General features: G+C 59.6%; 18 protein-coding genes and 1 pseudogene. 4 read left to right on the forward strand and 15 right to left on the reverse strand.

Annotation, left to right across the window (positions count from 1 at the left end):
• Window positions 1–13 precede the first annotated feature (13 nt).
• On the forward strand, window positions 14–820 hold the full coding sequence (gene iolB, locus ACW8PS_RS07635) for a 5-deoxy-glucuronate isomerase (protein ID WP_491526755.1): 807 nt from the start codon (window positions 14–16) through the stop codon (window positions 818–820).
• Window positions 820–1575 (forward strand): SDR family NAD(P)-dependent oxidoreductase, encoded by a 756-nt coding sequence (locus ACW8PS_RS07640; RefSeq protein ID WP_491526756.1) that lies wholly within the window; start codon window positions 820–822, stop codon window positions 1573–1575. The genes iolB and ACW8PS_RS07640 overlap by 1 nt, the downstream gene beginning before the upstream one ends.
• Before the next feature lie 22 nt (window positions 1576–1597).
• Here ACW8PS_RS07640 and glpK read toward each other — a convergent pair whose 3' ends face one another.
• The 8 genes from glpK to glpD all read right to left on the reverse strand — a co-directional run bounded on the left by glpK (window position 1598) and on the right by glpD (window position 10803).
• Complete coding sequence (gene glpK, locus ACW8PS_RS07645) at window positions 1598–3082, reverse strand: glycerol kinase GlpK (RefSeq protein ID WP_491526757.1); 1485 nt, start codon at window positions 3080–3082, stop codon at window positions 1598–1600.
• A 109-nt stretch (window positions 3083–3191) separates the two neighbouring features.
• On the reverse strand, window positions 3192–4901 hold the full coding sequence (locus ACW8PS_RS07650) for an ABC transporter substrate-binding protein (RefSeq protein WP_491526758.1): 1710 nt from the start codon (window positions 4899–4901) through the stop codon (window positions 3192–3194).
• Between the two features lie 85 nt (window positions 4902–4986).
• Window positions 4987–5259 carry a DUF2160 domain-containing protein gene (locus ACW8PS_RS07655; RefSeq protein ID WP_491526759.1) on the reverse strand — a complete coding sequence of 91 codons (273 nt, stop codon included), beginning with the start codon at window positions 5257–5259 and terminating at the stop codon, window positions 4987–4989.
• Between the two features lie 24 nt (window positions 5260–5283).
• Window positions 5284–6135, reverse strand: coding sequence for a carbohydrate ABC transporter permease (locus tag ACW8PS_RS07660; RefSeq protein WP_491526760.1), 852 nt, complete (start codon window positions 6133–6135; stop codon window positions 5284–5286).
• Window positions 6135–7007, reverse strand: coding sequence for a carbohydrate ABC transporter permease (locus ACW8PS_RS07665; protein WP_491526761.1), 873 nt, complete (start codon window positions 7005–7007; stop codon window positions 6135–6137). Before ACW8PS_RS07665 ends, ACW8PS_RS07660 begins: the two co-directional genes overlap by 1 nt.
• Window positions 7007–8092: an ABC transporter ATP-binding protein gene (locus tag ACW8PS_RS07670; RefSeq protein WP_491526762.1), complete on the reverse strand. Its 1086-nt coding sequence runs from the start codon at window positions 8090–8092 to the stop codon at window positions 7007–7009. The genes ACW8PS_RS07665 and ACW8PS_RS07670 overlap by 1 nt, the downstream gene beginning before the upstream one ends.
• A gap of 1 nt (window position 8093) precedes the next feature.
• The gene (locus tag ACW8PS_RS07675; RefSeq protein ID WP_491526763.1) at window positions 8094–9182 is read right to left on the reverse strand and encodes an ABC transporter ATP-binding protein; all 1089 of its coding nucleotides are present in this window, start codon (window positions 9180–9182) and stop codon (window positions 8094–8096) included.
• On the reverse strand, window positions 9166–10803 hold the full coding sequence (glpD, locus tag ACW8PS_RS07680) for a glycerol-3-phosphate dehydrogenase (protein ID WP_491526764.1): 1638 nt from the start codon (window positions 10801–10803) through the stop codon (window positions 9166–9168). The genes ACW8PS_RS07675 and glpD overlap by 17 nt, the downstream gene beginning before the upstream one ends.
• A 316-nt stretch (window positions 10804–11119) precedes the next feature.
• Between glpD and ACW8PS_RS07685 the strand changes: the two genes are divergently transcribed.
• Window positions 11120–11905: a DeoR/GlpR family DNA-binding transcription regulator gene (locus ACW8PS_RS07685; RefSeq protein ID WP_491526765.1), complete on the forward strand. Its 786-nt coding sequence runs from the start codon at window positions 11120–11122 to the stop codon at window positions 11903–11905.
• 183 nt (window positions 11906–12088) lie between these two features.
• Here ACW8PS_RS07685 and ACW8PS_RS07690 read toward each other — a convergent pair whose 3' ends face one another.
• A complete protein-coding gene (locus tag ACW8PS_RS07690) occupies window positions 12089–13069 on the reverse strand; it encodes a universal stress protein (RefSeq protein WP_491526766.1) in 981 nt (326 codons plus the stop codon).
• Between the two features lie 175 nt (window positions 13070–13244).
• Between ACW8PS_RS07690 and ACW8PS_RS07695 the strand changes: the two genes are divergently transcribed.
• Complete coding sequence (locus ACW8PS_RS07695; protein WP_491526767.1) at window positions 13245–14585, forward strand: sodium-dependent transporter; 1341 nt, start codon at window positions 13245–13247, stop codon at window positions 14583–14585.
• A gap of 94 nt (window positions 14586–14679) precedes the next feature.
• Here the strand turns inward: ACW8PS_RS07695 and ACW8PS_RS07700 are convergent, their stop codons facing one another.
• The 6 genes and pseudogenes from ACW8PS_RS07700 to istB form a co-directional block, all read right to left on the reverse strand.
• A complete protein-coding gene (locus tag ACW8PS_RS07700) occupies window positions 14680–15780 on the reverse strand; it encodes a site-2 protease family protein (RefSeq protein WP_491526768.1) in 1101 nt (366 codons plus the stop codon).
• Window positions 15781–15866: 86 nt separating this feature from the next.
• Complete coding sequence (locus ACW8PS_RS07705) at window positions 15867–17630, reverse strand: cation:proton antiporter (RefSeq protein WP_491526769.1); 1764 nt, start codon at window positions 17628–17630, stop codon at window positions 15867–15869.
• 131 nt (window positions 17631–17761) lie between these two features.
• Window positions 17762–20500 carry a cation-transporting P-type ATPase gene (locus ACW8PS_RS07710; RefSeq protein WP_491526770.1) on the reverse strand — a complete coding sequence of 913 codons (2739 nt, stop codon included), beginning with the start codon at window positions 20498–20500 and terminating at the stop codon, window positions 17762–17764.
• A 244-nt stretch (window positions 20501–20744) separates the two neighbouring features.
• Complete coding sequence (locus ACW8PS_RS07715; RefSeq protein WP_491526771.1) at window positions 20745–21023, reverse strand: integrase core domain-containing protein; 279 nt, start codon at window positions 21021–21023, stop codon at window positions 20745–20747.
• 57 nt (window positions 21024–21080) lie between these two features.
• Window positions 21081–21740, reverse strand: a pseudogene (locus tag ACW8PS_RS07720) (integrase core domain-containing protein); the annotation flags it as partial.
• A gap of 127 nt (window positions 21741–21867) precedes the next feature.
• On the reverse strand, window positions 21868–22616 hold a 749-nt coding region (istB, locus tag ACW8PS_RS07725), incomplete at its 5' end, for an IS21-like element helper ATPase IstB (protein WP_491526772.1).

The following is a 22616-nucleotide window of genomic DNA, read 5'->3' on the forward strand; positions in this document are numbered from 1 at the left end:
AGGAGACCACCCGATGCCCAACCTGCTCAGAAAGCCATTTGGCACCCGCGGCAAGGTGCATGAGATCACGCCGGCATCGGCAGGCTGGCGCCATGTCGGATTCTCGCTGTATCACCTGTTGGCCGGCGATAGCGCGGCCGAGGCGACAGGCGACAATGAGGTGATCCTTGTCATGGTGCAGGGCAAGGCGCAGATAACCGCTGGCGGGCAGGATTGGGGCGTTCTGGGCGACCGGATGGATGTCTTTGAAAAGACCGCGCCGCATTGCCTCTATCTGCCGAACGGCACCGATTGGGCCGCCAAAGCCGAGACCGATTGCGTGATCGCGGTCTGTTCGGCCCCCGGCAAGGGCGGGCATCAGGCGCGCCGGATCGGGCCCGCGGGCATCACCCTGACGGCGCGCGGCAAAGGCACCAATACCCGCCATATCAACAATATCGCGATGGAGAATGAGGATTACTGCGACAGCCTGCTGGTAACCGAGGTATTCACCCCGGCGGGCCACTGGTCCTCCTATCCCAGCCACCGCCATGACGAGGATGATTTTCCGCGCATCACCTATCTGGAAGAAACCTATTACCACCGCCTGAACCCGGCCAATGGCTTTGGCATCCAGCGGGTCTATACCGATGACGGGTCGCTGGATGAAACCATGGCGGTTGCCGATGGCGATGTGGTTCTGGTGCCGCGCGGGCATCACCCCTGCGGCGCGCCTTACGGCTTTGAGATGTATTATCTCAACGTGATGGCGGGGCCGCTGCGCAAATGGCGCTTTGTCGTCGCGCCCGAGGTCGAATGGATCATGGAGCGCGACGCGTGATGGAACCCTTTGCAACCTATCCCAGCCTCAAGGGCAAAACAGTCATCGTGACCGGCGGGGCCTCCGGGATCGGTGCCGATATTGCGGCCGGTTTCGCCGCCCAGGGGGCCAGGGTCGGCATTGTCGATATTGATGCGGCCGGGGCCAATGCGCTTTTATCCGGCTTTGACGGCGATCATGGGCTGGCCTGCTGCGATCTGCGCGACATCGATGCGCTGCAAGCCGGTTTTGCGGATCTGACCGAAAAACTGGGCCCGGCGCAGGTTCTGGTCAACAATGCCGCGCGCGATGATCGCCATGACTGGGCCAAGATGACCGCCGAGCAATGGGATGAGCGGATGGATGTGAACCTGCGCCACATGTTCTTTGCCATTCAGGCCGTCGCGCCGGCAATGATTGCGGCGGGGGGCGGCTCCATCATCAATATGGGGTCAAATTCATGGTGGGAAACCGGGGCCGGTTTTCCGGCCTACGCCACCGCCAAGGCGGCCGTGCATGGGCTGACCCGCACCATGGCGCGTGAATTGGGACGCCACCGCATCCGCATCAACACCGTGGTGCCCGGCTGGATCATGACCGAACGCCAGAAAAACCTGTGGGTCACCCCCGAGACGCTGGCCAAACAGCTAGAGCGCCAATGTCTGCCCGATCCGATTGATCCCGTCTATGTCGCCCGCATGGTGTTGTTCCTGGCCTCCGACGATGCCGCGATGTGCAGCGCCAACAACTTCATGGTTGAGGCCGGCTCGATCTGAGCACAGCCTGGCCTGCCATCCGTTACACACTCATTGTGGCAGCGACGGCACGTTTCCAGGCCGCATATCTGGCCTCTCTGCGGGCTGGAGTCATCTCCGGTGTGAATTTGCGCTCCAAGGCCCAGGATCTGGCAAAACCTTCATGATCGGGATAGAGGCCTGCCCGCTGCCCCGCCAGCCACGCCACTCCCATGGCGGTGGTTTCCAGAATCTGCGGGCGGTCGACTGGCGCGTCGATGATGTCGGACAGGAATTGCATCGCCCAGTCCGAGGCGCTCATGCCGCCATCGACCCGCAACGTCGCCTGACCCTTGCCGTCCCAGTCAGCTTGCATCGCCTCCAACAGATCACGGGTCTGAAAGCCGACACTTTCCAGCGCCGCGCGGGAAAACTCTGCGGCACCGGAACCGCGGGTCAGACCAAAGACCGCGCCGCGACATTCGGCGTTCCAATATGGTGCGCCAAGGCCGACAAAGGCAGGAACCAATATCAGATCCTGGTTCGGATCGGCCTGTGCCGCAAGGGCCTGGGTCTTGCCGGCCTCGTCGATGATGCCCAGACCATCGCGCAGCCATTGGACAACCGCGCCCGCGACAAAGATAGACCCCTCCAATGCATAGGTGGGTTTCCCATCCAGCTGATAGGCGATGGTGGTCAGCAACCGGTTCTGGCTGGTCACAGCCTGATCGCCGGTATTCAGCAATGCAAAGCAGCCGGTGCCATAGGTCGACTTCAACATGCCGGGTTCAAAACAGGCCTGTCCGATGGCGGCCGCCTGCTGATCGCCCGCAACGCCCAGGATCGGGATGGCCGCGCCCAAAAGGCTGCGTTCGGTCACGCCAAAATCCGCGGCACAATCCTTGACCTCGGGCAGCAGAGACATCGGAATGTCCAGCATATCGCACATGCTGTGCGACCAACGCCCCTTGCGGATGTCAAACAGCATGGTGCGGGCGGCGTTTGTGGCATCTGTCACATGTGTCCGCCCGCCGGTGAGATTCCAGATCAACCAGGTGTCAACGGTGCCAAAAGCCAATTCGCCTGCCTCGGCGCGCGCGCGGGCCCCTTCGACATTATCCAATAGCCATTTGACCTTGGTGCCCGAGAAATAGGGGTCGAGCAATAACCCCGTGCATTTGGTGACAATCGGCTCGTGCCCGGCGGCCTTGAGGCTCTGGCACAGCTCAGAGGTGCGTCGATCCTGCCAGACAATGGCATTGTGAATGGGCGCACCGGTGGCGCGGTCCCAGATCAGCGTGGTTTCGCGCTGATTGGTGATGCCGATACCGACAATATCAGAGCAGGCGACATCGGATCTTTCGATGGCCGCATGGCAGGTTTTCAATGTGCTGGCCCACAAATCACCGGCATCATGTTCAACCCAACCGCTGGTCGGGAAATGTTGGGGAAACTCAACCTGTGCAGAGGCGGCAATGGCCATGTCCTTGTCAAACAGCACTGCGCGGCTGGACGTGGTGCCCTGATCAATCGCGAGGATATAGGACATGCGATGCTTTCAGTTATAGCGCGTCGCGCTCTAGGCGACAGGGGGGGCGCAAAAAGAGAGAACCGAACAAGGGTGGTCGGGGCCCATGGGCCCCGACCGGGAGAGAAGATTACTGCCAGGACTGGATCAGCTCGTCATAGCTGATCGTAACCGGGGTTTCGTCTTCATTTTCCAGTTCCGGGCGCGGTGAACCAGGCTGGCTCAACCAGTATTCCGGATCCCGCTCATCGTTCAGGACCGGACCAAGATCGCCTTGAACGCCCGCACGCTCAAGACGCTCCAGAACACGTTCCTGCTCGGCGCAGAGATTGTCCAGAGCTTCCTGTGCCGACAATGCACCCGAGGAGGCATCACCGATATTCTGCCACCATAGCGGTGCCAGACGCGGATAGTCGGGAACATTGGTGCCGGTGGGCGACCACTGGGTGCGGGCCGGCGAGCGGTAGAACTCGATCAGGCCACCCAGGCTTGCTGCCCGCTCGGTGAAGCTTTCATGCTCGATGGTGGATTCACGGATGAACGTCAGCCCGGCATGCGACCTTTCAACATCAACCGTCATCGACGTCACGAACTGGGCATAAAGCCAAGCCGCCTGAGCACGGTCAACCGGGGTCGACTGCATCAGCGTCCAGGATCCGGCATCCTGATAGCCGATTTTCATGCCCTCTTCCCAATACGCGCCATGCGGGCTGGGGGCCATGCGCCAACGCGGCGACCCATCGTCATAGAGAACCGCTTCGGCACCCTCACCAACCATGGACGCCGTGAAGGCGGTGTACCAGAATATCTGCTGCGCGATCTGGCCCTGGGCCGGAACCGGCCCGGCTTCGGAGAAGTTCATGCCGGCAGCCGCTGGCGGAGCATAATTGTTCAACCAGTTGGTGTAGCTCTCGATTGCATAGACGGCAGCGGGACTGTTGGTTGCACCGCCACGCGCCACGCACGAACCGACAGGCTGCGAGTTCTCATTGACGCGGATGCCCCATTCATCAACCGGGAGACCATTGGGTTCACCAATGTCGCCCATGCCGGCCATCGACATCCATGCGTCGGTGAAACGCCAGCCAAGAGACGGATCGCGGCGGCCGTAATCCATGTGGCCGTAAACTGTTTGACCGTCGATTTCACGGCCGGTGAAGAATGCCGCGATGTCCTCATAGGCTGACCAGTTGACCGGAACACCCAGCTCATAGCCGTATTCTTCCCGGAAGTCGGCCATGATTTCGGGATCCGTGAACCAGTCATAGCGGAACCAATAGAGGTTTGCGAACTGCTGGTCGGGCAACTGGTAGAGCAACCCGTCGGGGCCGGTGGTGAAATCCAGGCCGATGAAGTCTTCGAGGTTCAGGTTGGGGTTGGTCACCGAGGCGCCTTCGCCTGCCATCCAATCAGTCAGATTTCGCACTGTCTGGTAACGCCAGTGGGTCCCGATCAGATCGGAGTCGTTGACATATGCATCATAGATGTTTTCACCGGTCTGCATCTGTGTTTGCAGACGCTCGATAACGTCGCCCTCGCCGATCAGGTCATGGACAACCTGGATGCCGGTGATGGCCGAAAAGGCCGGAGCCAGCACATTGGCCTCGTATTCATGAGTGGCGATGGTCTCGGAGACCACCCGGATCTCCATGCCCACATACGGTGCCGCAGCATCGACAAACCACTGCATTTCAGCTTCCTGCTCGGCGCGGCTGAGTGCCGAACGCTCGATCGTCTCGTCGAGGAAGGCAATAGCGGCTGCCATGTCGGCAAAGGCCGGACCGGCCATTGCCCCGAGCACGAGCCCGATCGCTGTCATTGATTTCAAGTGTAAGTTCATTACATCCTCCCAATGGATTGGAACTTGGTTTCTATTCGGCGGCCCCTTGGTCTTTCCCACCCAGGGGCTGCCACCCTTTGCCTCTTCATATCCAGCGAAATACTCCAACTGCATAGAAAAGACAGACAAGCAGCGCATAGGGCTGCGGTCCGACCTCAAGACCCAACCAGATCAGGTTGATGAAGGCAGAGCCCAGAAGCGTGATGAACAGGCGGTCACCACGGGTCGTTTCGATCCGAAGAATGCCAACTCTCGGCGTTTCCGGAAACTTGATTGCCAGGACCGTGAAGATGATCAACAGGCTGGCGATAATTGCGAAGAAAATCGCGGTTTCGGTTGTCCAGGCCATCCATTGCATAGGTTTTCTCCCTTTTCCGGAGGCTTACACACGCCCCAGGGCAAAGCCCTTGGCGATGTAGTTGCGGACAAAATAGATAACGAGAGCACCAGGCACGATGGTCAGCACGCCGGCCGCGGCCAACACCCCCCAATCAACCCCCGACGCGCCGATGGTTCGGGTCATGATCGCGGCGATCGGCTTGGCATTCACCGCGGTCAGGGTGCGGCTGAGCAGCAGTTCAACCCAGGAAAACATGAAGCTGAAAAACGCTGCCACACCGATACCGGATGCAATGAGCGGCATAAAGATACGGGTGAAGAAGCGGAAAAACCCATAGCCATCGAGATACGCGGTTTCGTCGATTTCCTTGGGGACGCCGCGCATGAAACCCTCAAGGATCCAAACAGCGAGCGGCACGCTGAAAAGCGTGTGCGCAAGAGCCACCGCTATATGAGTGTCAAAGAGCCCGACCGAACTGTAGAGCTGAAAGAAGGGCAGCGCGAATACCGCCGGCGGAGCCATCCGGTTGGTCAGCAGCCAGAAGAACAGGTGTTTGTCACCAATGAAATTGTAGCGGCTGAATGCATAGGCTGCCGGCAATGCCACAACCAGGCTGATGACCGTGTTGATCGTCACGTAGATGATCGAGTTGATATAACCCATGTACCAGCTCGGATCGGTCAGGATAGTCACATAATTGGCCAGGGTGAACTCCCGGGGCCAAAGCGTCAGACCACCCAGAATCTCGGCATTGGTCTTCAGGCTCATGTTGATCAGCCAGTAGATCGGCAATAGCAGGAACAGCAGGTAGAGCCCCATCACGATTGCCTTGCGATTTACCCGGATAGTCGGTCTTGCCCCGGCCGCGGAAGGATTGTTTACGGTAGAAGTCATTACACGCCATCCCTTTTGTCGAGGTTGGTCATCACGGTGTAGAACACCCAGGAGATCAGCAGGATCACAAGGAAATACATGATGGAATATGCCGCAGCCGGCCCGAGATCCATTTGGCCAAGCGCAATATTCACCAGGTCGATCGACAGGAAGTTGGTTGAACTGCCGGGACCGCCGCCGGTCACCACAAAGGGTTCGGTATAGATCATGAAACTATCCATGAAGCGCAGCAGAATGGCGATCAGAAGCACCCCTTGCATTTTTGGCAGCTCGATATAGCGGAACACGCTCCAATTGCTGGCCTGGTCTATTTTGGCCGCCTGATAATAGGCATCCGGGATCGACTGAAGCCCGGCATAAGCCAAAAGCGCCACCAGTGACGTCCAGTGCCAAACATCCATGATCACCAGTGTCATCCAGGCGTCAAAGGGGTCCTGGGTATAGTTGTAATCGATCCCGATCTGCTCCAGCGTATAACCGAACAACCCGATATCGACACGTGAGAAGATCTGCCAGATTGTCCCGACAACATTCCACGGGATCAGCAATGGCAAAGACATCAGCACCAGACAGAGCGAAGCCCAGAAGCCCTTTTTTGGCATGTTCTTCGCAATAAAGATTCCCAGCGGAATTTCGATCGCCAGGATGATTGCAGAGAACAGCAACTGGCGCCTCAATGCGCCCCACATCCGGTCTGATTGCAGCGTTTCCTGGAACCACTCCAGCCCGGCAGGGAAAAACACGTTATTCCCAAAGGTGTCCTGCACAGAATAGTTCACCACCGTCATCAACGGGATGACCGCCGAGAAAGCGACAAGCAGCAGCACTGGCAGCACCAGAAACCACGCCTTTTGATTGACAGTCTTGTTCATTATGCGGCCTCCCCCTCTGGCGACACACGCCAGTCGTCGGCATAGACATTGATTCCGGCCGGATCGAAGCGGACGACAACCGCATCGGCGGGAAGCGTATATCCTTCTTCGGCAATGGCGTTGATTTCCTGCCCATTCACATCGAGCCGTACAATCTTGTGGCGTCCGACATCCTCAATCTGGCGAATGCGGGCCGGCAGGCCCTCGCCGCCGGTCGACAGACGGACATATTCCGGGCGGATTCCGACCTGGATCTTCTTGCCGTTGGGGCGGTATTGCGCGCCCAGGTCAACCGTCTTGCCGGCAATCCGGGCAGAGCTGCCGCTGATCTCGGCGTCCATAAGGTTCATGCCGGGCGAGCCGATGAAATAGCCGACAAATGTATGCGCCGGCATTTCAAACAGCTCTTGCGGGGTGCCGATCTGCACCACCCGGCCATCATACATCACCACCACCTTATCGGCGAAGGTCAGCGCCTCGGTCTGGTCATGCGTCACATAGATCATGGTGTGGCCGAATTCATGGTGCAGCGATTTCAGCTGCGTGCGCAGTTCCCATTTCATGTGCGGGTCGATCACCGTCAGCGGCTCGTCGAACAAAAGCGCATTCACATCTTCGCGCACCATGCCGCGCCCCAGTGAAATCTTCTGCTTGGCATCCGCAGTCAGCCCGCGCGCCTTGCGGTTCAGATCGGCCTCCATACCAATCATTTTGGCGATCTGATTGACCCGTTCGGCCACATATTTGGGGTCGGCCCCACGATTTTTCAGCGGAAAAGCCAGATTGTCGCGCACCGTCATCGTGTCGTAGACCACGGGGAACTGGAACACCTGGGCAATGTTGCGACCAGCGGTCGGCATGTGAGTGACGTCGGCATCGTTGAACAGGATCCGGCCCTGCGATGGCTGCAAAAGGCCGGAAATGATGTTCAGAAGTGTGGACTTGCCACAGCCCGATGCGCCAAGCAGCGCATAAGCTTCGCCATCAACCCAATCGTGATTGAGCTCTTTAAGCGCGAAATCATCTTCCGATTTGGGGTTGGGCAAATAGGAATGCGCCAGATTGTCGAGTGTGATCTTGGCCATGTTACACGAACTCCGCATAGGGCGCGGGCGAAACGAGGCTTCCGTCTTCCGCGAATATGTAGGCGTGATTGGTGTCGAGAAAGACCTTGAGGTCCTGGCCGATTGGCAATTCTTTAATGCCGTGGATCAGCCCCACCCAGCGATCGCCATGGTGGTCGAGATGAACGAAGGTTTCGGAACCGGTAATTTCCGTCACCAGCAACTTGGTGCGGAACTCGATCGCTCCTTCGACATGGGCGTGCAGTTCCAGATGGTTGGGGCGAAATCCTGCAACGTATCGGCCATCGGGAATTGCAGCCAACTGCTTGACCGCAGGTGTTGTCTGCCCGTCACCAAAAGACAGGATCGGCCCGGCTTTGGTCACCGGCAGGAAATTCATCGGCGGATCCGAAAAAACCCGCGCCGTCGTGGCGTCAACCGGATTGCGATAGACTTCGGGTGCCAGGCCGAATTGGGTGATCCGGCCTTCCCACATGGTTGCGACATTTCCGCCAAGCAGCAGCGCCTCTTCCGGTTCGGTTGTGGCGTAAACAAATATGCTGCCGGCCTCTTCGAAGATTTTCGGAATTTCGATCCGCATCTCTTCGCGCAATTTGTAATCAAGATTGGCCAGCGGTTCATCCAGCAAAACCAGCCCGGCATCTTTGACCAGCGCCCGGGCAAGCGCACAACGCTGTTGCTGGCCACCCGACAATTCCAGCGGCTTACGATCCAGCATTGACGTCATTTTCATCAATTCGGCGGTCTTTTGCACGGCCGCGTCGATCTCTGCCGCCGTTTTGCCCAACAGGCGCATTGGGCTGGCGATATTTTCATACACCGTCATCGACGGGTAATTGATGAACTGCTGATACACCATGGCAACACCGCGATCCTGAACCCGGATGCCGGTCACATCCTCGCCATTCCACAGAATTCGGCCGGTATTGGGTTTGTCGAGCCCGGCCATGATCCGCATCAGCGTGGTTTTGCCCGAAAGAGTCGGCCCAAGCAGAACGTTCATCGTGCCCTTTTTCAACTCAAGGTCGGTGGCGTGGATATGGGTCTCGGCCCCCACAACTTTGGACACACCTTCAAGAAGCAAGCTCATTTTCATCCCTTCCCGCTCTGTCGGTGGCGTCTGCGCCCTGCGACGCGCGGCGCGCCAGCATCCACTTGTCGAGTGCAGCAAATTCATTCGCACTCATTCGCAGGCCCAACTTGTTGCGCCGCCACACGATATCTTCTGCGTTGCGGGCAAATTCACGGTCCATCAACCAGTTCACTTCGCGCTCCGTCAATGTCGCACCGAATTTCAGGCCAAGATCCGTTTCATTTTTGGCATCACCCAGAATATCCCAGGCTTCGGTGCCATAGGCCCGGATCAGGCGGAGCGCCCAGAGATCTCCCAGAAACGAATATTCGGATTTCAGCCGCGCGATCAGGCTGTCCACCTCATCCACCCCGAAATCCCCGCCCGGCAGAGGCACGCCGGCGGTCCATGGTCCGGGGGCATCGGGGAAATAGCGCAGGATCTTTTCCAGCGCATTTTCAGCCAGCCGGCGATAGGTGGTGATCTTGCCACCAAATATGTTCAGCACCGGCGCGCCACCATCCGCATCCACTTTCAGCGTATAGTCGCGCGTTGCGGCAGTGGCCGATCTTGCTCCGTCATCGTAAAGCGGGCGCACGCCGGAATAGGTCCAGACGATATCTGCGCGGGTGACCGGATTCTTGAAATATTGCGAGGCGAATTCGCACAGATAATCCTGTTCCGCTTCGGTGCATACCGGTTTGACCGACGGATCCTCATGCTCCTGATCGGTGGTCCCGATCAGGGTGAAATCCGTTTCATAGGGTATGGCGAAAATGATCCGGCCATCGGTGCCCTGAAAGAAATAGCACTTGTCGTGGTCGAAAAGCCGCTTGGTTACGATATGGCTGCCGCGCACCAGACGAACGCCTTCTTGCGAGTTGAGCCGCATCCTGGTCTGGATGATCTCGCCCACCCAGGGCCCGCCAGCATTGACCAGCATTTTCGCGCGCAGCAATTGCCTTTGTCCGCTGTCGCTATCCTCGATGGTGATTTCCCAGATGTCACCAACGCGTTCGGCGCTCAGAACTCTGGTATGGGTCATGATCTTTGCGCCACGGGCCTCGGCGTCACGTGCGTTCAGCACAACCAGACGGGAATCCTCGATCCAGCAATCCGAATACTCATAGGCGGTGCGGAACTTGTCATCGAGAGGGGCCCCCTCCTGATCGCGTGTCAGATCGATCGAGCTGGTGGCGGGCAATATTTTCCGGCCGCCCAGATGATCGTAAAGAAAAAGCCCCAGCCGAATGAGCCAGGCCGGACGCCGCCCGCGCAGCCAGGGCATGAAGATGCGCAGCAAGCGCGAGGTCGGCGTTTGCCCTTCAAACCGCATATCGGCATGATAGGGCAGCACAAACCGCATCGGCCAGCTGATATGCGGCATCGCGCGCAGCAGCGTTTCGCGTTCAATCAACGCCTCGCGCACCAGCCGGATTTCCAGATATTCCAGATAGCGCAGCCCGCCGTGGAACAGTTTTGTTGATGCCGAAGATGTCGCCGAGGCCAGGTCATTCATTTCAGCCAGCGCCACGGCCAATCCACGCCCGGACGCATCGCGGGCGATGCCGCAGCCATTGACCCCGCCCCCGATGACGAACAGATCATAAACCGCTGGGCTGGCTTCAGACTCGGACAACAGACCCTCCCCGCCATGTGTTCGACTATAGATCAAAACAGTAACGATTATGTGAAAAAAGGAAACCCTCAATGTGCGTTTCTTTTCCTTTTGCCGATCCCATTGATTTCGCATGGAAATTCATGGCGGCTCCTGGATCCGGCGGCCGATGATGGCGCATGCCCGCCGTTTATCGCCTCAAACTCACTGATCCGCGCAGTTTCGAACCTGGAATCGCCGAGCTGTTTGCGTCACCTCATGAAAACGAGTAATCTCGAACAAATTAGTGAATTTCCGCCCGATCTCGTCTGGTTTTTTCAGGAAGAGGAATGCAAAGGTGTCTCAAACCCTCCGCCATCCGGAAATCCTCGACTTAGTTCGCCGCGAAGGCAAGGTGACCGTTGAAGGCCTGGCCGAGCATTTTCAGGTCACATTGCAAACCATTCGCCGCGATCTGACCGAACTTGCCGAGGGCGGGCGGCTGGACCGTGTTCACGGCGGGGCGGTTCTCCCATCGGGGACGATGAATATCGGCTATGAAGAACGGCGCAATCTCAATCAGAGCGCCAAACAGGCCATCGCCAGGGCTTGCGCGACCCATATTCCCGAAGATTGTTCGGTCTTTCTGAACATCGGCACCAGCACCGAGGCCGTGGCCCACGAGCTTCTTGCGCACCGCAATCTGATGGTGGTCACCAACAACATGAATGTCGCCAATATCCTGGCCGCAAATCCTGATTGCGACGTTATCGTTGCCGGCGGCAGCCTGCGCCGTTCGGATGGCGGACTGGTCGGAAACCTGACGACAGAGACCATAGGGCGGTTCAAATTCGACCTGGCGATCATCGGCTGCTCGGCGCTGGACCAGGACGGGGATTTACTTGATTTTGACATTCAGGAAGTCGGCGTAAGCCAGACCATCATCGCGCAGTCGCGCAAGGTATTCCTGGTTGCGGACCACTCGAAACTTTCCCGCTCGGCCCCGGCCCGGATTGCGTCGCTTCTCGATATCGACGCGTTCTTCACCGACCAGCCCTTGCCGGAAGGATTGGCAACACGCTGCGCCGAATCCGGGGTTGCGGTGCATGTTTGCGAGGACAGCCATTCACGGCCCGGGCTGTAACCCGAGCCAATTTCGAAGTCAGAGCTCCATTTTTCCCAGGAACATGGCACCCCTCATGCGGCGGAGCCAGGAAATCGTCGCTTGAGATGTGGATAGGGCTGATCTCCATACGACCTCATGGGATATGGGCAACCAGGCCGTGTTGAAATCTTTGATTTCAGGCAGCGTCACGGGGTCCTGACCCTATGGCGCGGGCTGATCAGGCAATTCTACCGGGCTGACAAATCCGGCGGGTTTGATTGCCAGCACCGAACAATCGATTCCGCCGAGGATGGTTTCAGCCGTATTGCCAATGATCAATCCGGGAATTCCGGTGCGTCCGACGGTTCCCATGACAAGAATATCCGCCGAGAGTGTGCCCACCATTTCGGTGACAACTTTCTGGGCCGGCCCTTTGACCAAATGATATTTGGGCGCGACGGAATCGAATACATCCTTGCCGACCCATTCCCCGGCCTGCCCCATCAACTCGGAAAGACGACGTTCGTGCAGGGCTTTGATGCCGACAACATATGCGTTCACGCCCGCCTCCGTCATGTTTGATCGCGCGCCCCTGAGCATTTTTTCCGCAACCGCCTGCCAGGCATGAACCACATGCAGCTGCGCGCCCTCACGATGCGCAAGCGAGAGCGACATCTCCAGAATCTGCTTGTTGAGAGACCTGTTCTTCTCTTCATCGTCAGTTTCGTCAAGATCAACCGCCGCGACGATCCGCTCAATTCCTTCCGGCTGGTCAGGTTTCATCAGCCAGATCGGACAGGGGCATTTTCTGAGCAGATGCATATCACTTGAACCGAACAAACGCGATAATGGCCCAAAACCGTCCTCGGCGCATTTGATGACAAGATCCCGGTGGTTTTGCAAAACGTCATGGATGATCGAAATAAAGGGTATCCCTTCCAGAATCCTGGTCTCGATCTGAACCGACGCGCGATGAGGTGCGGCAAGTTGTTCCAGCGATTCCCGATAGAGCGCCAGGACTTCCCGTTCCAGATTTTCGAGTATCTCATCCGGGACGCCGGATTGCGAATCGCGGATTTTTTTCATCGGTTTGACCAGGGTCAGACCCGTGTGGTTCTGTTTCGCCAGGGCAACCGCCCGCGCGAACGCATCCGTGTCATTCCCGGCGCTTTTCACGAAGACGATATTGGCAAATCTTTTCATGGATCACCTTTCCCGGGGCCGCCGGACAGATACATGTATCGTAACGGCTATCGAGGATTGGAGCAATCAGCCAGCGCCCGGATTGCGGGCCCGGGTTCAGCGCCGGATAGCGCAGAGAAGCCAACCGGGCGGGCGCGCCTGTGCTACGATATGCTGAACAAGGAAAGCGGGCCGGATGACCACAGCGAACGAAGAATGGGGCAGTCGTTCCGGTTTTGTGCTGGCGACCATTGGCGGTGCCGTGGGGATCGGCAACATCTGGCGGTTCTCCTATGTCGCGGGCGAGAATGGCGGCGCGGTCTTTTTGTTCATCTACCTTGCCTTCGTGTTTCTTATCGGTGTCCCCCTGATGATCGCCGAACTGGCGATCGGCAGACACGCCAAGGGCGACGCGATCAGCGCCTTCGAAACGTCCGGCAAAACCAGCCTGTGGCGCGGTGTCGGCGCGCTTGGCATTCTGGCGGCGGTCCTGTTGCTCAGCTATTATGCCGTCATAGCGGGCTGGGCGTTGAAATATTTTGCCGGCGCGGCAACCGGTGCCCTGTGGCGGGCCGCCGGGGCGGATTATGGCGGTTATTTCGATCAGTTCATTTCCCACCGTGGCGAACCCCTGATCTGGCAGGCGGCGGTGCTGGCAATCGCGACACTCATTGTCATCGGCGGTGTTCGCCAGGGGATAGAACGGCTCAACCGCCTGCTGGTTCCGGTTCTTGCGCTTATCATTGTCGTGCTTGCGGGCTATGCGCTTTCGCTGCCTGGCTCCGGGGGTGGTGTCAGCTTTCTTCTGGCACCCGACTGGGCAGCGTTTGGTCGCCCCGATGTCTATGCGGCGGCGCTGGGGCAGGCGTTTTTCACGCTCGGCATCGGCATGGCGTTTTTCATAACCTATGGCAGCTATATGCCGCGAACATTCTCGGTGCCGGCCTCTGCCCTGATCATCGCGGCGGGCGACACGGCTTTTGCCATCATCGCGGGTCTGGCGATTTTCCCGGCGGTTTTCGCTTTGGGCGGCAACCCGGCGGCCGGTCCTGAACTGGCTTTTGTGACCTTGCCGCAGGTGTTCCTTGAAATGCCCGCCGGGGCCGTTGTCGGGACGGTTTTCTTTCTGCTGCTGGCGGCAGCCGCGGTGACGTCGATGGTGGCATTGCTTGAAATTCCGATTGCGGCCCTGATCCACCGGACCCGTTTTTCCCGCAGGCGCGTGGCGGTTGGCATGGCGATCTGCATATTCCTGCTCGGCCTGCCTTCGGCCCTGAGCTATGGGGTGCTGAGCGATATCCGCCTTGGCAGTCGCGGTATTCTTGACGCGATTGACCATGGCGTCTCGAACGTCCTTCTGCCCGTCGCGGGAATTCTCACGGCGATTTACGTGGGCTGGCGATACGAGCGTTCATCGCTGCTGCATGAGACGGGTTTTGGCGGGCACTGGATCGGAATGGTCTGGCTATGGCTGGTCAGGATTCTTGTTCCGGCGGCCATACTGGCAATCATTGTGCATTCCGCCGAGGCACTTTGAACGCCCGCCCCCAAGACACCGCAGCTGGCAATGGCGTTTTCATGGGTGCCGGTCCAAAGCAGCGCAGAGCCAACGACCCGCAGCGCTTTTTCCCCTATAAGACCCGGTTTTTGCGGCTTTTCTCCCTCAGGGCGGACTGAATTCGGATCAGTTCCATGATATTGTCGAGATTGATGATACCGACGACCCGGTTGTTGTCGGTGACCGCGATCAACCGGCAGCCGCAGCTTTGCAACCGTTCCATCACCGCATCAAGCGGTTCGTCAATATCGGCGCTTTCAACGTCCTGCCGCATCCAGGCGCTGACCGGGGAATGCTCGCCCTGGGCCTGCAGGCCTCTCAGCAGGTCGCCCTGGCCCAGCACACCGACCATCACCGCGCCTTCCAGAACCGGGAAATCGGTCTGAGACCCGGCCATGGTCAGCGCGATCGCCCGCGACAGCGGATCACCGGGCGACAGGGTCTGAAAATCGCTCAGCATGGCGCTTCCGGCGCTTGATCCGGTCAAAAGCGATTTGACCTGCTCCATCCCGGCCTCGGCGCTGGCACCTATCCACACGAAAAGCGCGATGAACACCAGGAAAGGGTTGTAGAGCAACCCAAGCAGCCCCATCAGCAGCGCCAATCCCTGCCCCACTTTGGCGGCGGTCTGGGTGGCCTGATTGCGGCTCATGCGCAGCGCCAGCGCCGCCCGCAGCACCCGCCCGCCATCCATCGGAAAGGCCGGCAGCAGGTTGAAAACCGCGAGAACGATGTTGATCACCAGTATTCGTTCCAGAAACGATCCCGTCGTGAGGTCAAGCTGATCCGCCGGCACCAGCGTTCCGCTGGCGCTCAGCCACAGCCAAAGGGCAATCGCAATCACGACATTGACCGCCGGGCCGGCCAGCGCCACGGCGATCTCCTGTTTGGGATCCTCGGGCATCTGTTCGAGCATGGCCACGCCGCCGATCGGCAGCAAGGTGATATGCCTGGTCTGGATGCCAAAGCGACGCGCCATCATCGCATGGCCAAATTCATGCGCCACCACGCAGGCGAACAGAACCAGAATGTATCCGACGCCATTGGCAACCGCCACCAGGGTGCCCTCCAACTGCCAGTAACTCAGGCCGATCCAGGCAATGAGGATGAAAAAGGTGACGTGAACAAAGACGTCGATACCGGCGACACGGGCCAGCTTCCAGGACCATTTCATTTCTTGTTCCTTTCTGTTTCCGTTTGCGCGGGTCGCCTGGTTCCGGGCGATTGTCCTATGCCCGGCCGGCCGCACATTGCGTTGGGTCATGCTGGCAGATCTTTCTGATCCAGCGGCTCGATCACTTTGAGCCGCGGCGGGCATTGCCGTCCGGTCAGCAGGTCACAGGCCTGATCGGCGGCGTCCTGAAACGGTTGCAGCACCAGATCGGCACCTTTGGGTGGCCCGATCGCCGCCTCTTCGGCCTCATCCCCGGTTTCATCCCCGATGTCCTCACTATGCGATGTCACCGCGATCCGGCCCTGATACCCGTTGTCGCGCAGCGCCAGGATCAGCGCCTTGTCCGACATGCCCTGTGCCACACCGATAATATGCCCGGGAACCGCCGAAACCACCCATGCCACACCATTCAATGGCAGCTGAGAGACGAATTCAGGATCGGTCGCGTCGCCGTAAAGCACCGCAAGCCCCTCAGAGCGCCAGCGCCGCACCGCCTCGGGGTTGAAATCAATCCCCAGAACACGCAGCCCGCGCGCCTTCAGGCGCTGGCTGATCGCGCCGCCAAACCGGCCCAGCCCGAAGATCACGATGTCGTGGTTGGCGGAATTCCGAGGCGGCTGATCCATGGTCTCGCGCGGGGTGCCCTTGCGCTGAAACCGGCCCAGCAGCGGCTCGATCAGCGCGAAAAGCTGATGCGAATAGGTGATCATGTAGGTCGACAGCGCGATGGTGATCATCCCGACCAGGGTCACCAGCCCCAGCGCCTGCGAAGTCACATGGCCCAGCGTCAGGCCCATGGCCATGAAGATCAGCGAAAACTCACTGATCTGCGCCACCGTCAGACCGGCCAGAAAACCGGTGCGGGCGCGGTATCCCATCACCCCCATGATCATCAGCACGATCAGTGGATTGCCGACCAGCACGAATAGCGAGAACAACAGCGCCGCCGGTATCTTGTCGCCGATCAGCGACAGATCCAGCTGGCTGCCCAGGGCGATGAAAAAGAACAGCAGCAGGAAATCGCGCAACGGTGCCAGCCGCGCCGCCATCGCCTCGCGCAGCCGGGTTGACGCCAGTGACACACCGGCCAGCAGCCCGCCCAGCTCCTTGCCCAGGCCCAGCATATCGCCGGTCGCGGCAAACAGCGCCGCCCAGGCGATGGCGAAAATCACCAGCAGCTCCGGCGCGCGGGCAATTTTTTCCACCAGCGCTTCGGCGACAAAGCGGATGAAGAACCCGACCGCCGCCAGCATCACCACAGCCGTGCCGATAATGCGCGCCACATCGCCCGGCACCGTGCCATTCCCGGCACCGTCCCCCGCGCCGGCACCGATGGTCGACAGCACGATCATCGACAGCACCACCACGATATCCTGCACGATCAGGAACCCCAGCGCGATCCGGCCATGCAGGCTGTCAATCTCGCGTTTGTCCGACAACAGCTTGACGATGATTATGGTGCTGGAAAAGGTCAGCGCCACGGCAATATAGATGCTGGTGACGCTGTCAAACCCCAGCGCCAGCGCAATGCCAAAGCCGATGATCGAGGTGAACCCCACCTGTCCCAGCCCGGTGATCAGCGCCACCGGCCCGACCGAGCGGATCAGCTTGAGATCAAGCTTCAACCCGACAAGAAACAGCAACACCGCAATGCCGAGTTTCGACAGAAGGTTGATGTGATCCGCCGACTGCACCAGCCCAAGCGCCGACGGCCCGGCAATGATGCCCACGGCGATGAAACTGACGATAAGCGGCTGGCGCAGCATGACCCCGATCAGGCCCACCGCCGAGGCGAGAACCAGCAATGCGGCCATTTCATAGAACACAGAGGACGAAATGAGGTCCTGCATATGGTTTCCTTTACTGCCTTGGTCGCGCCGGGCTGTTGGTCATATCATGGGGCCGCCACGAAACCGGGCCAATCGTCGCGATTGCATTTTGTCACATCCTGCGGCAAAGCCGCCAGGGCGCGATATCGGCGTCAGGATGGCGGCGCCGCCAGGGTGTCGGAACCGCGCCGGCGCCGATATGCCTTCTGCGCGCCGACAACGGCATAGATCACCAGGCTGACGGCAAGAATATTCGCCCAGTCCCTCAGGCCGATCGGCGCGGAATGGAACAAACTGTTCATGAAGGGCATGTAGGTATAGATCATCTGCAAGATGATCATGACCGCCGCGCCGCCAATGATCCACGGATTGCTGAACAGGCCGGTTTGGAACATGGATCTGGTCAGGCTGCGGCAGTTGAACAGATAGAACAGTTCAACCATGACAAAGGTGTTGACTGCGATCGTGCGGGCCTCTGCTTCGCTCGCCCCGCTGGCCAGCGCCCATCTGAACAGTCCAAACGCCCCAAGGAAAAGCATCGAACCGACCAGAACAATACGCCCGATCAACCCGGCGGTGAGGATCGGCGTATCCGGCTCACGTGGCGGACGCAGCATGGTTCCTGCCTCCCTTGGCTCAAAAGCCAGCATGAGCCCCAGAAAAACGGCGGTTGTCATGTTGATCCACAGAATCTGCACCGGCAGAATGGGCAGGGTGGTCCCCATGAAAACCGCCGCCATGATCACCAGGCCTTCGCCAAAATTGGTCGGCAATGTCCAGACAATGAATTTGGTCAGATTGTCGAACACACCCCTGCCTTCTTCCACCGCCGCCTCGATGGTGGCGAAATTGTCATCCGTCAGCACCATGTCGGCGGCCTCTTTCGACACCTCGGTGCCGGTGATGCCCATGGCCACGCCGATATTGGCGCGGCGCAGCGCCGGGGCATCATTGACCCCGTCGCCGGTCATCGCCACGATGTCGCCACGCGCCTGCAAGGCTTCGACCAGGCGCAGTTTCTGTTCCGGCGTGACGCGCGCGAACACGGCCGTGCTGTTGGCCGCAGCGGCAAGTTCGGCACCGTCCATCGCCGCCAGTTCCCGGCCCGTCAGGGCCTTGGGCATCGCCTCGCCGGTGGCGGTGTCATCCAGCCCGATCCTCGCGGCGATGGCGGCGGCGGTGGCCGCGTGATCGCCGGTGATCATCTTGACCCGGATACCGGCCGCGCGGCAGGCGCGCACCGCCTCGATGGCTTCCTGGCGCGGCGGGTCGATCATGCCCTGCAAGCCCAGAAAGACCAGCCCCGAAGTGACATCGCCATGGTCAATGCCCATGAGACCGGGGGGAACCTCCTTGCGCGCAAAAGCCAGAACACGCTGTCCGAGGCAGGCCAGTTCTTCGACCTTGGCCAGCACGATGCCGGCGTCAATCGGCCGGGCCTGCCCGTCGCCACCAAGGATCTGATCGCAGCGTTCCAGCACGCTCTCGACCGAGCCCTTGAGGTAAATCACCCGGCCCTCGCCACCATGCAGCGTCGCCATATACTGGTGCTGGCTTTCAAACGGGATGGTATCAAGCCGGGGATAGGCCGCCTCCTGCGCCGCGCGTTCCAGACCTGCCTTGCCTGCCGCGACCAATAGCGCCCCCTCGGTGGGGTCCCCCTCGACCTTCCAGCCATCAACACCCTTGACCAAAACCGCGTCATTGCACAGCAGGCCGGCGCGCAGCAGTTCGGTCAGGGTTGCGTTCGGGGCCGCATTGCCAGGGATATCCGCCGGCGCGCCGCTCTGGCGAAGCTCGCCAACCGGATTGTAACCAACGCCGCTGACCGAAAAATCCTGATCGCCGGCCCACAGCGCCTGCACGGTCATCTGGTTGCGGGTCAGCGTGCCGGTCTTGTCCGAACAGATGATCGTGGTGCTGCCCAGCGTCTCGACGGCGGGCAAATGGCGGATGATGGCGTTGCGCCTGGCCATGCGCGTCACGCCGATCGCCAGGGTTATGGTCACGACCGCCGGCAGGCCTTCGGGGATCATCGCCACCGACAGGGCCACCGCCGCCATGAACAGATCCTCCCAGGCACCGCCATGCCACAGGCCCACGGCGAATGTGACAACCGACAGCCCCAGGATGGCATAGAGCAAGACATGGGAAAAACTGGCGATCTTGCGGGTCAGGGGCGTGGCCAGAACCGTAGCGCTGGTAATGAGATCGTTGATACGACCGATCTCGGTGGTGTCGCCGGTCGCCGTCACCACGCCGATCCCGGTGCCATAGGTCACCAGGGTGGTCGAATAGCCCATGTTGACACGCTCGGCGAGGGGGGTGTCGCGGTCCAGGGTGATGCAGGTCTTTTCGACCGACACCGACTCTCCGGTCAGGGCCGATTCATCAATCTGCAAGTTGCGGCTGCGCAACAGGCGCAGATCGGCCGGCACCTTGTCGCCCGACGCCAGCAGCACGATATCGCCCGGCACCAGATATCTGGCATCCATGCGATGCTTTTCGCCAGAGCGCAGCACTGTCGTCTGGGTGCTCAATGCGCGCGAAAGGGCCGCCAGCGCATTCAGCGCCTTGCTTTCCTGCAGGAATCCGATGACCGAGTTGAGCAGAACCACGCCAAAGATGACAGCGGCATCGATATATGCCCCAAGCGACAGCTTGATCAGCACCGCCGCCAGAAGGATATAGACCAGCGCCTGATTGAACTGCGTCACGAACCGCCGCAACGGCCCCTGCCCCTTGCGTCGGGTCAACGCGTTGGGACCATGCTGTTTCAGCCGATTTTCCGCATCGGATTGATCGAGCCCGGCCTTGATATCGGTCTCAAGCAAGTCCAGAACCGTTGCGTCGGGCAGGTGATGCCAGGGCTGTTTCGAGAGGGGTTTCATAGGGTGTTCAGCCTCGAATGTCGCAGGACATGTCCGCCAGCACCCTCTTGGTGTCAATCCGCATCTTCTTGCACATCTCTGCCCGCATCTCACCTTTCAAGGCGTGTTCGCCATTCCCCGAATCCAACTCCAGATGCAACCGTGGAAGTTCGGCCACCAGCCAGTAACCGATGGAGATTGGAGCTCCCCCGGTCTGATGGACGGTTATGGGCTTGGCGATTCCAGCCCTTCAGCAGCGGTCCTTTCACAGGTAATTCGGTGACTTATACCCCAAAGCCGAATGACGGCGAGAGGAATTGTACCATCCTTCAATGAATTCGAAACATGCCACGCGCGCTGCTGGTCTTGTCCTGAACTTGCAGCGCTCCAGCAATTCGCATTCCAGGGTGGCGAAGAAGCTCTCGCACATGCATTGCCCGGCAGGTGGTTTGTGAAACAAAACCGAAGGCCACCGACCTGTATTGCGCACCCCTATCCGAATGGTGGATTGGATCTGATGGTTTGCATTGCGCAATCGCCTCATTTACCGCGTCGATCACCAGTTGGGCCGTCCGGGCCGCACTGACCTGCCACTGAATTTTCATCCAGCCGGAACTTGAGTCCTTTGGTTTGATACGCTCCGTGGCGCAGGTTGAGCAACCGGCTGCTGCGCGGAGCTTTCATCTGGCGCAGCGCTGCTGCCGGTTGCGGTGAACAGGCGCTCGGCAAATGCCTTTGGTGTCTGATAGCCGAGCGCCGAATGGGGCCTCTCTTCGTTGTAGTCATCGGCCCAGGCCCGGATCAGGGCGCGGGCATGCGCCATGGTGCGGAACATGGTTTCGTTCAGAAGCTCGTCGCGCATGCGGCCATTGAAACTTTCCACAAAGCCGTTTTGCATCGGCTTGCGTCACGCTGGAAGCGTGCCTTTGGCACGACGCGCGATGTAGTGCCAGTTGATCTTGCGATCCGCGACGAAGGCCAGGATCGCGTTACTGGTCAGTTCGGTCCCATTGTCGCTGACAACCATGCCCGGCTTGCCGCGCCGCTCGATCAGCTTGTCCAGTTCTCGCGCCACGCGCTTGCCCGAGATCATTGTGTCCGGAATTGCCGCGAGGCATTCCCCTGTCACGTCATCGACCACGTGAGGCATGCGAAAGCGGCGACCACAGGCGAGCTGATCATGCACGAAGTCCAGCGACCACCGTGCGTTCGGCCTCGCTTCGACCAGGATCGGGGCGCGGCTGCCAACAGCCTTGCGCCTGGTGTCAACGCCGGTTCAAAAGTGACCCATTTGGCCGGTTGAATATTGGCCCACCCTCTCGGTTTAGCAGGCCAATTCGCGCGGAGACGTCATATATCTCAAGCGCGTGTTGGCCTGCGGCGGTGGTTTAGGTTCGGGCGCTCTCCTTTTGTTGGGCCGGTGCAATGATGCCTGCTTTGCGTTTGTTTTTGAGCCGGTAACTTTCGCCCTGGATCTGGATGACCTGTGCGTGGTGCAGGAGCCGGTCCAGCATTGCGGCCGTCAGAACCTGGTCGCCCGCGAAAGCCTGATCCCAGGTTGAGAAGCTGAGATTTGAGGTCATGATGGTGGATGCCTTCTCGTAGCGTGCCGCCACGATTTGGAAGAACAGATGCGCCTGTTCACGATGCATGGGCAAATAGCCTATCTCATCGATGATCAGCAGTGTGTAACCGCTGAGCGTCTTCATAGATTTAGACAACCGGCTTTGACGCTGAGCCGTTTCCACCTGCAGGATCATGTCTGCCGCCGTGATGAAGCGGGTTTTGATCCCCGCGTTGGCCGCCTTGTGGCCCAGGGCTATTGCGAGGTGGGTTTTGCCCACGCCGGACGGCCCGAGGAACACGGCGTTTTCCTTGCGGGCCACGAAGGCCAGTGAGGCCAGCAGCTCGATCTGGCGTTTCGGGGCGGAGCTGGCGAACTTGAAATCATACTCTTCTATGGTCTTCACGGCGGGAAAACCCGCCATTCTGACTAGGGTTGAGGCTGATCTGGATCGCCGACAGTCCCGCTCGGCCAGCAGCACGTTTTCCAGGAAATCGGTGAACGATTGCTCGGTCTCGGCGGCGGCACTTGCCAGCGCCGGATAGCTGTCCGCGACACCGGCAAGCTGGAGGG

This window comes from Alterinioella sp., from assembly GCF_058343375.1.

Excerpts from the sequence above, each read along its gene's own strand:
- iolB (WP_491526755.1), top strand. The coding sequence starts at position 14 with ATGCCCAACCTGCTCAGAAAGCCATTTGGCACCCGCGGCAAGGTGCAT.
- ACW8PS_RS07640 (WP_491526756.1), top strand. The coding sequence starts at position 820 with ATGGAACCCTTTGCAACCTATCCCAGCCTCAAGGGCAAAACAGTCATC.
- glpK (WP_491526757.1), bottom strand. The coding sequence starts at position 3,082 with ATGTCCTATATCCTCGCGATTGATCAGGGCACCACGTCCAGCCGCGCA.
- ACW8PS_RS07650 (WP_491526758.1), bottom strand. The coding sequence starts at position 4,901 with ATGAACTTACACTTGAAATCAATGACAGCGATCGGGCTCGTGCTCGGG.
- ACW8PS_RS07655 (WP_491526759.1), bottom strand. The coding sequence starts at position 5,259 with ATGCAATGGATGGCCTGGACAACCGAAACCGCGATTTTCTTCGCAATT.
- ACW8PS_RS07660 (WP_491526760.1), bottom strand. The coding sequence starts at position 6,135 with ATGACTTCTACCGTAAACAATCCTTCCGCGGCCGGGGCAAGACCGACT.
- ACW8PS_RS07665 (WP_491526761.1), bottom strand. The coding sequence starts at position 7,007 with ATGAACAAGACTGTCAATCAAAAGGCGTGGTTTCTGGTGCTGCCAGTG.
- ACW8PS_RS07670 (WP_491526762.1), bottom strand. The coding sequence starts at position 8,092 with ATGGCCAAGATCACACTCGACAATCTGGCGCATTCCTATTTGCCCAAC.
- ACW8PS_RS07675 (WP_491526763.1), bottom strand. The coding sequence starts at position 9,182 with ATGAGCTTGCTTCTTGAAGGTGTGTCCAAAGTTGTGGGGGCCGAGACC.
- ACW8PS_RS07690 (WP_491526766.1), bottom strand. The coding sequence starts at position 13,069 with ATGAAAAGATTTGCCAATATCGTCTTCGTGAAAAGCGCCGGGAATGAC.
- ACW8PS_RS07695 (WP_491526767.1), top strand. The coding sequence starts at position 13,245 with ATGACCACAGCGAACGAAGAATGGGGCAGTCGTTCCGGTTTTGTGCTG.
- ACW8PS_RS07700 (WP_491526768.1), bottom strand. The coding sequence starts at position 15,780 with ATGAAATGGTCCTGGAAGCTGGCCCGTGTCGCCGGTATCGACGTCTTT.
- ACW8PS_RS07705 (WP_491526769.1), bottom strand. The coding sequence starts at position 17,630 with ATGCAGGACCTCATTTCGTCCTCTGTGTTCTATGAAATGGCCGCATTG.
- ACW8PS_RS07710 (WP_491526770.1), bottom strand. The coding sequence starts at position 20,500 with ATGAAACCCCTCTCGAAACAGCCCTGGCATCACCTGCCCGACGCAACG.
- ACW8PS_RS07715 (WP_491526771.1), bottom strand. The coding sequence starts at position 21,023 with ATGAGGCGATTGCGCAATGCAAACCATCAGATCCAATCCACCATTCGG.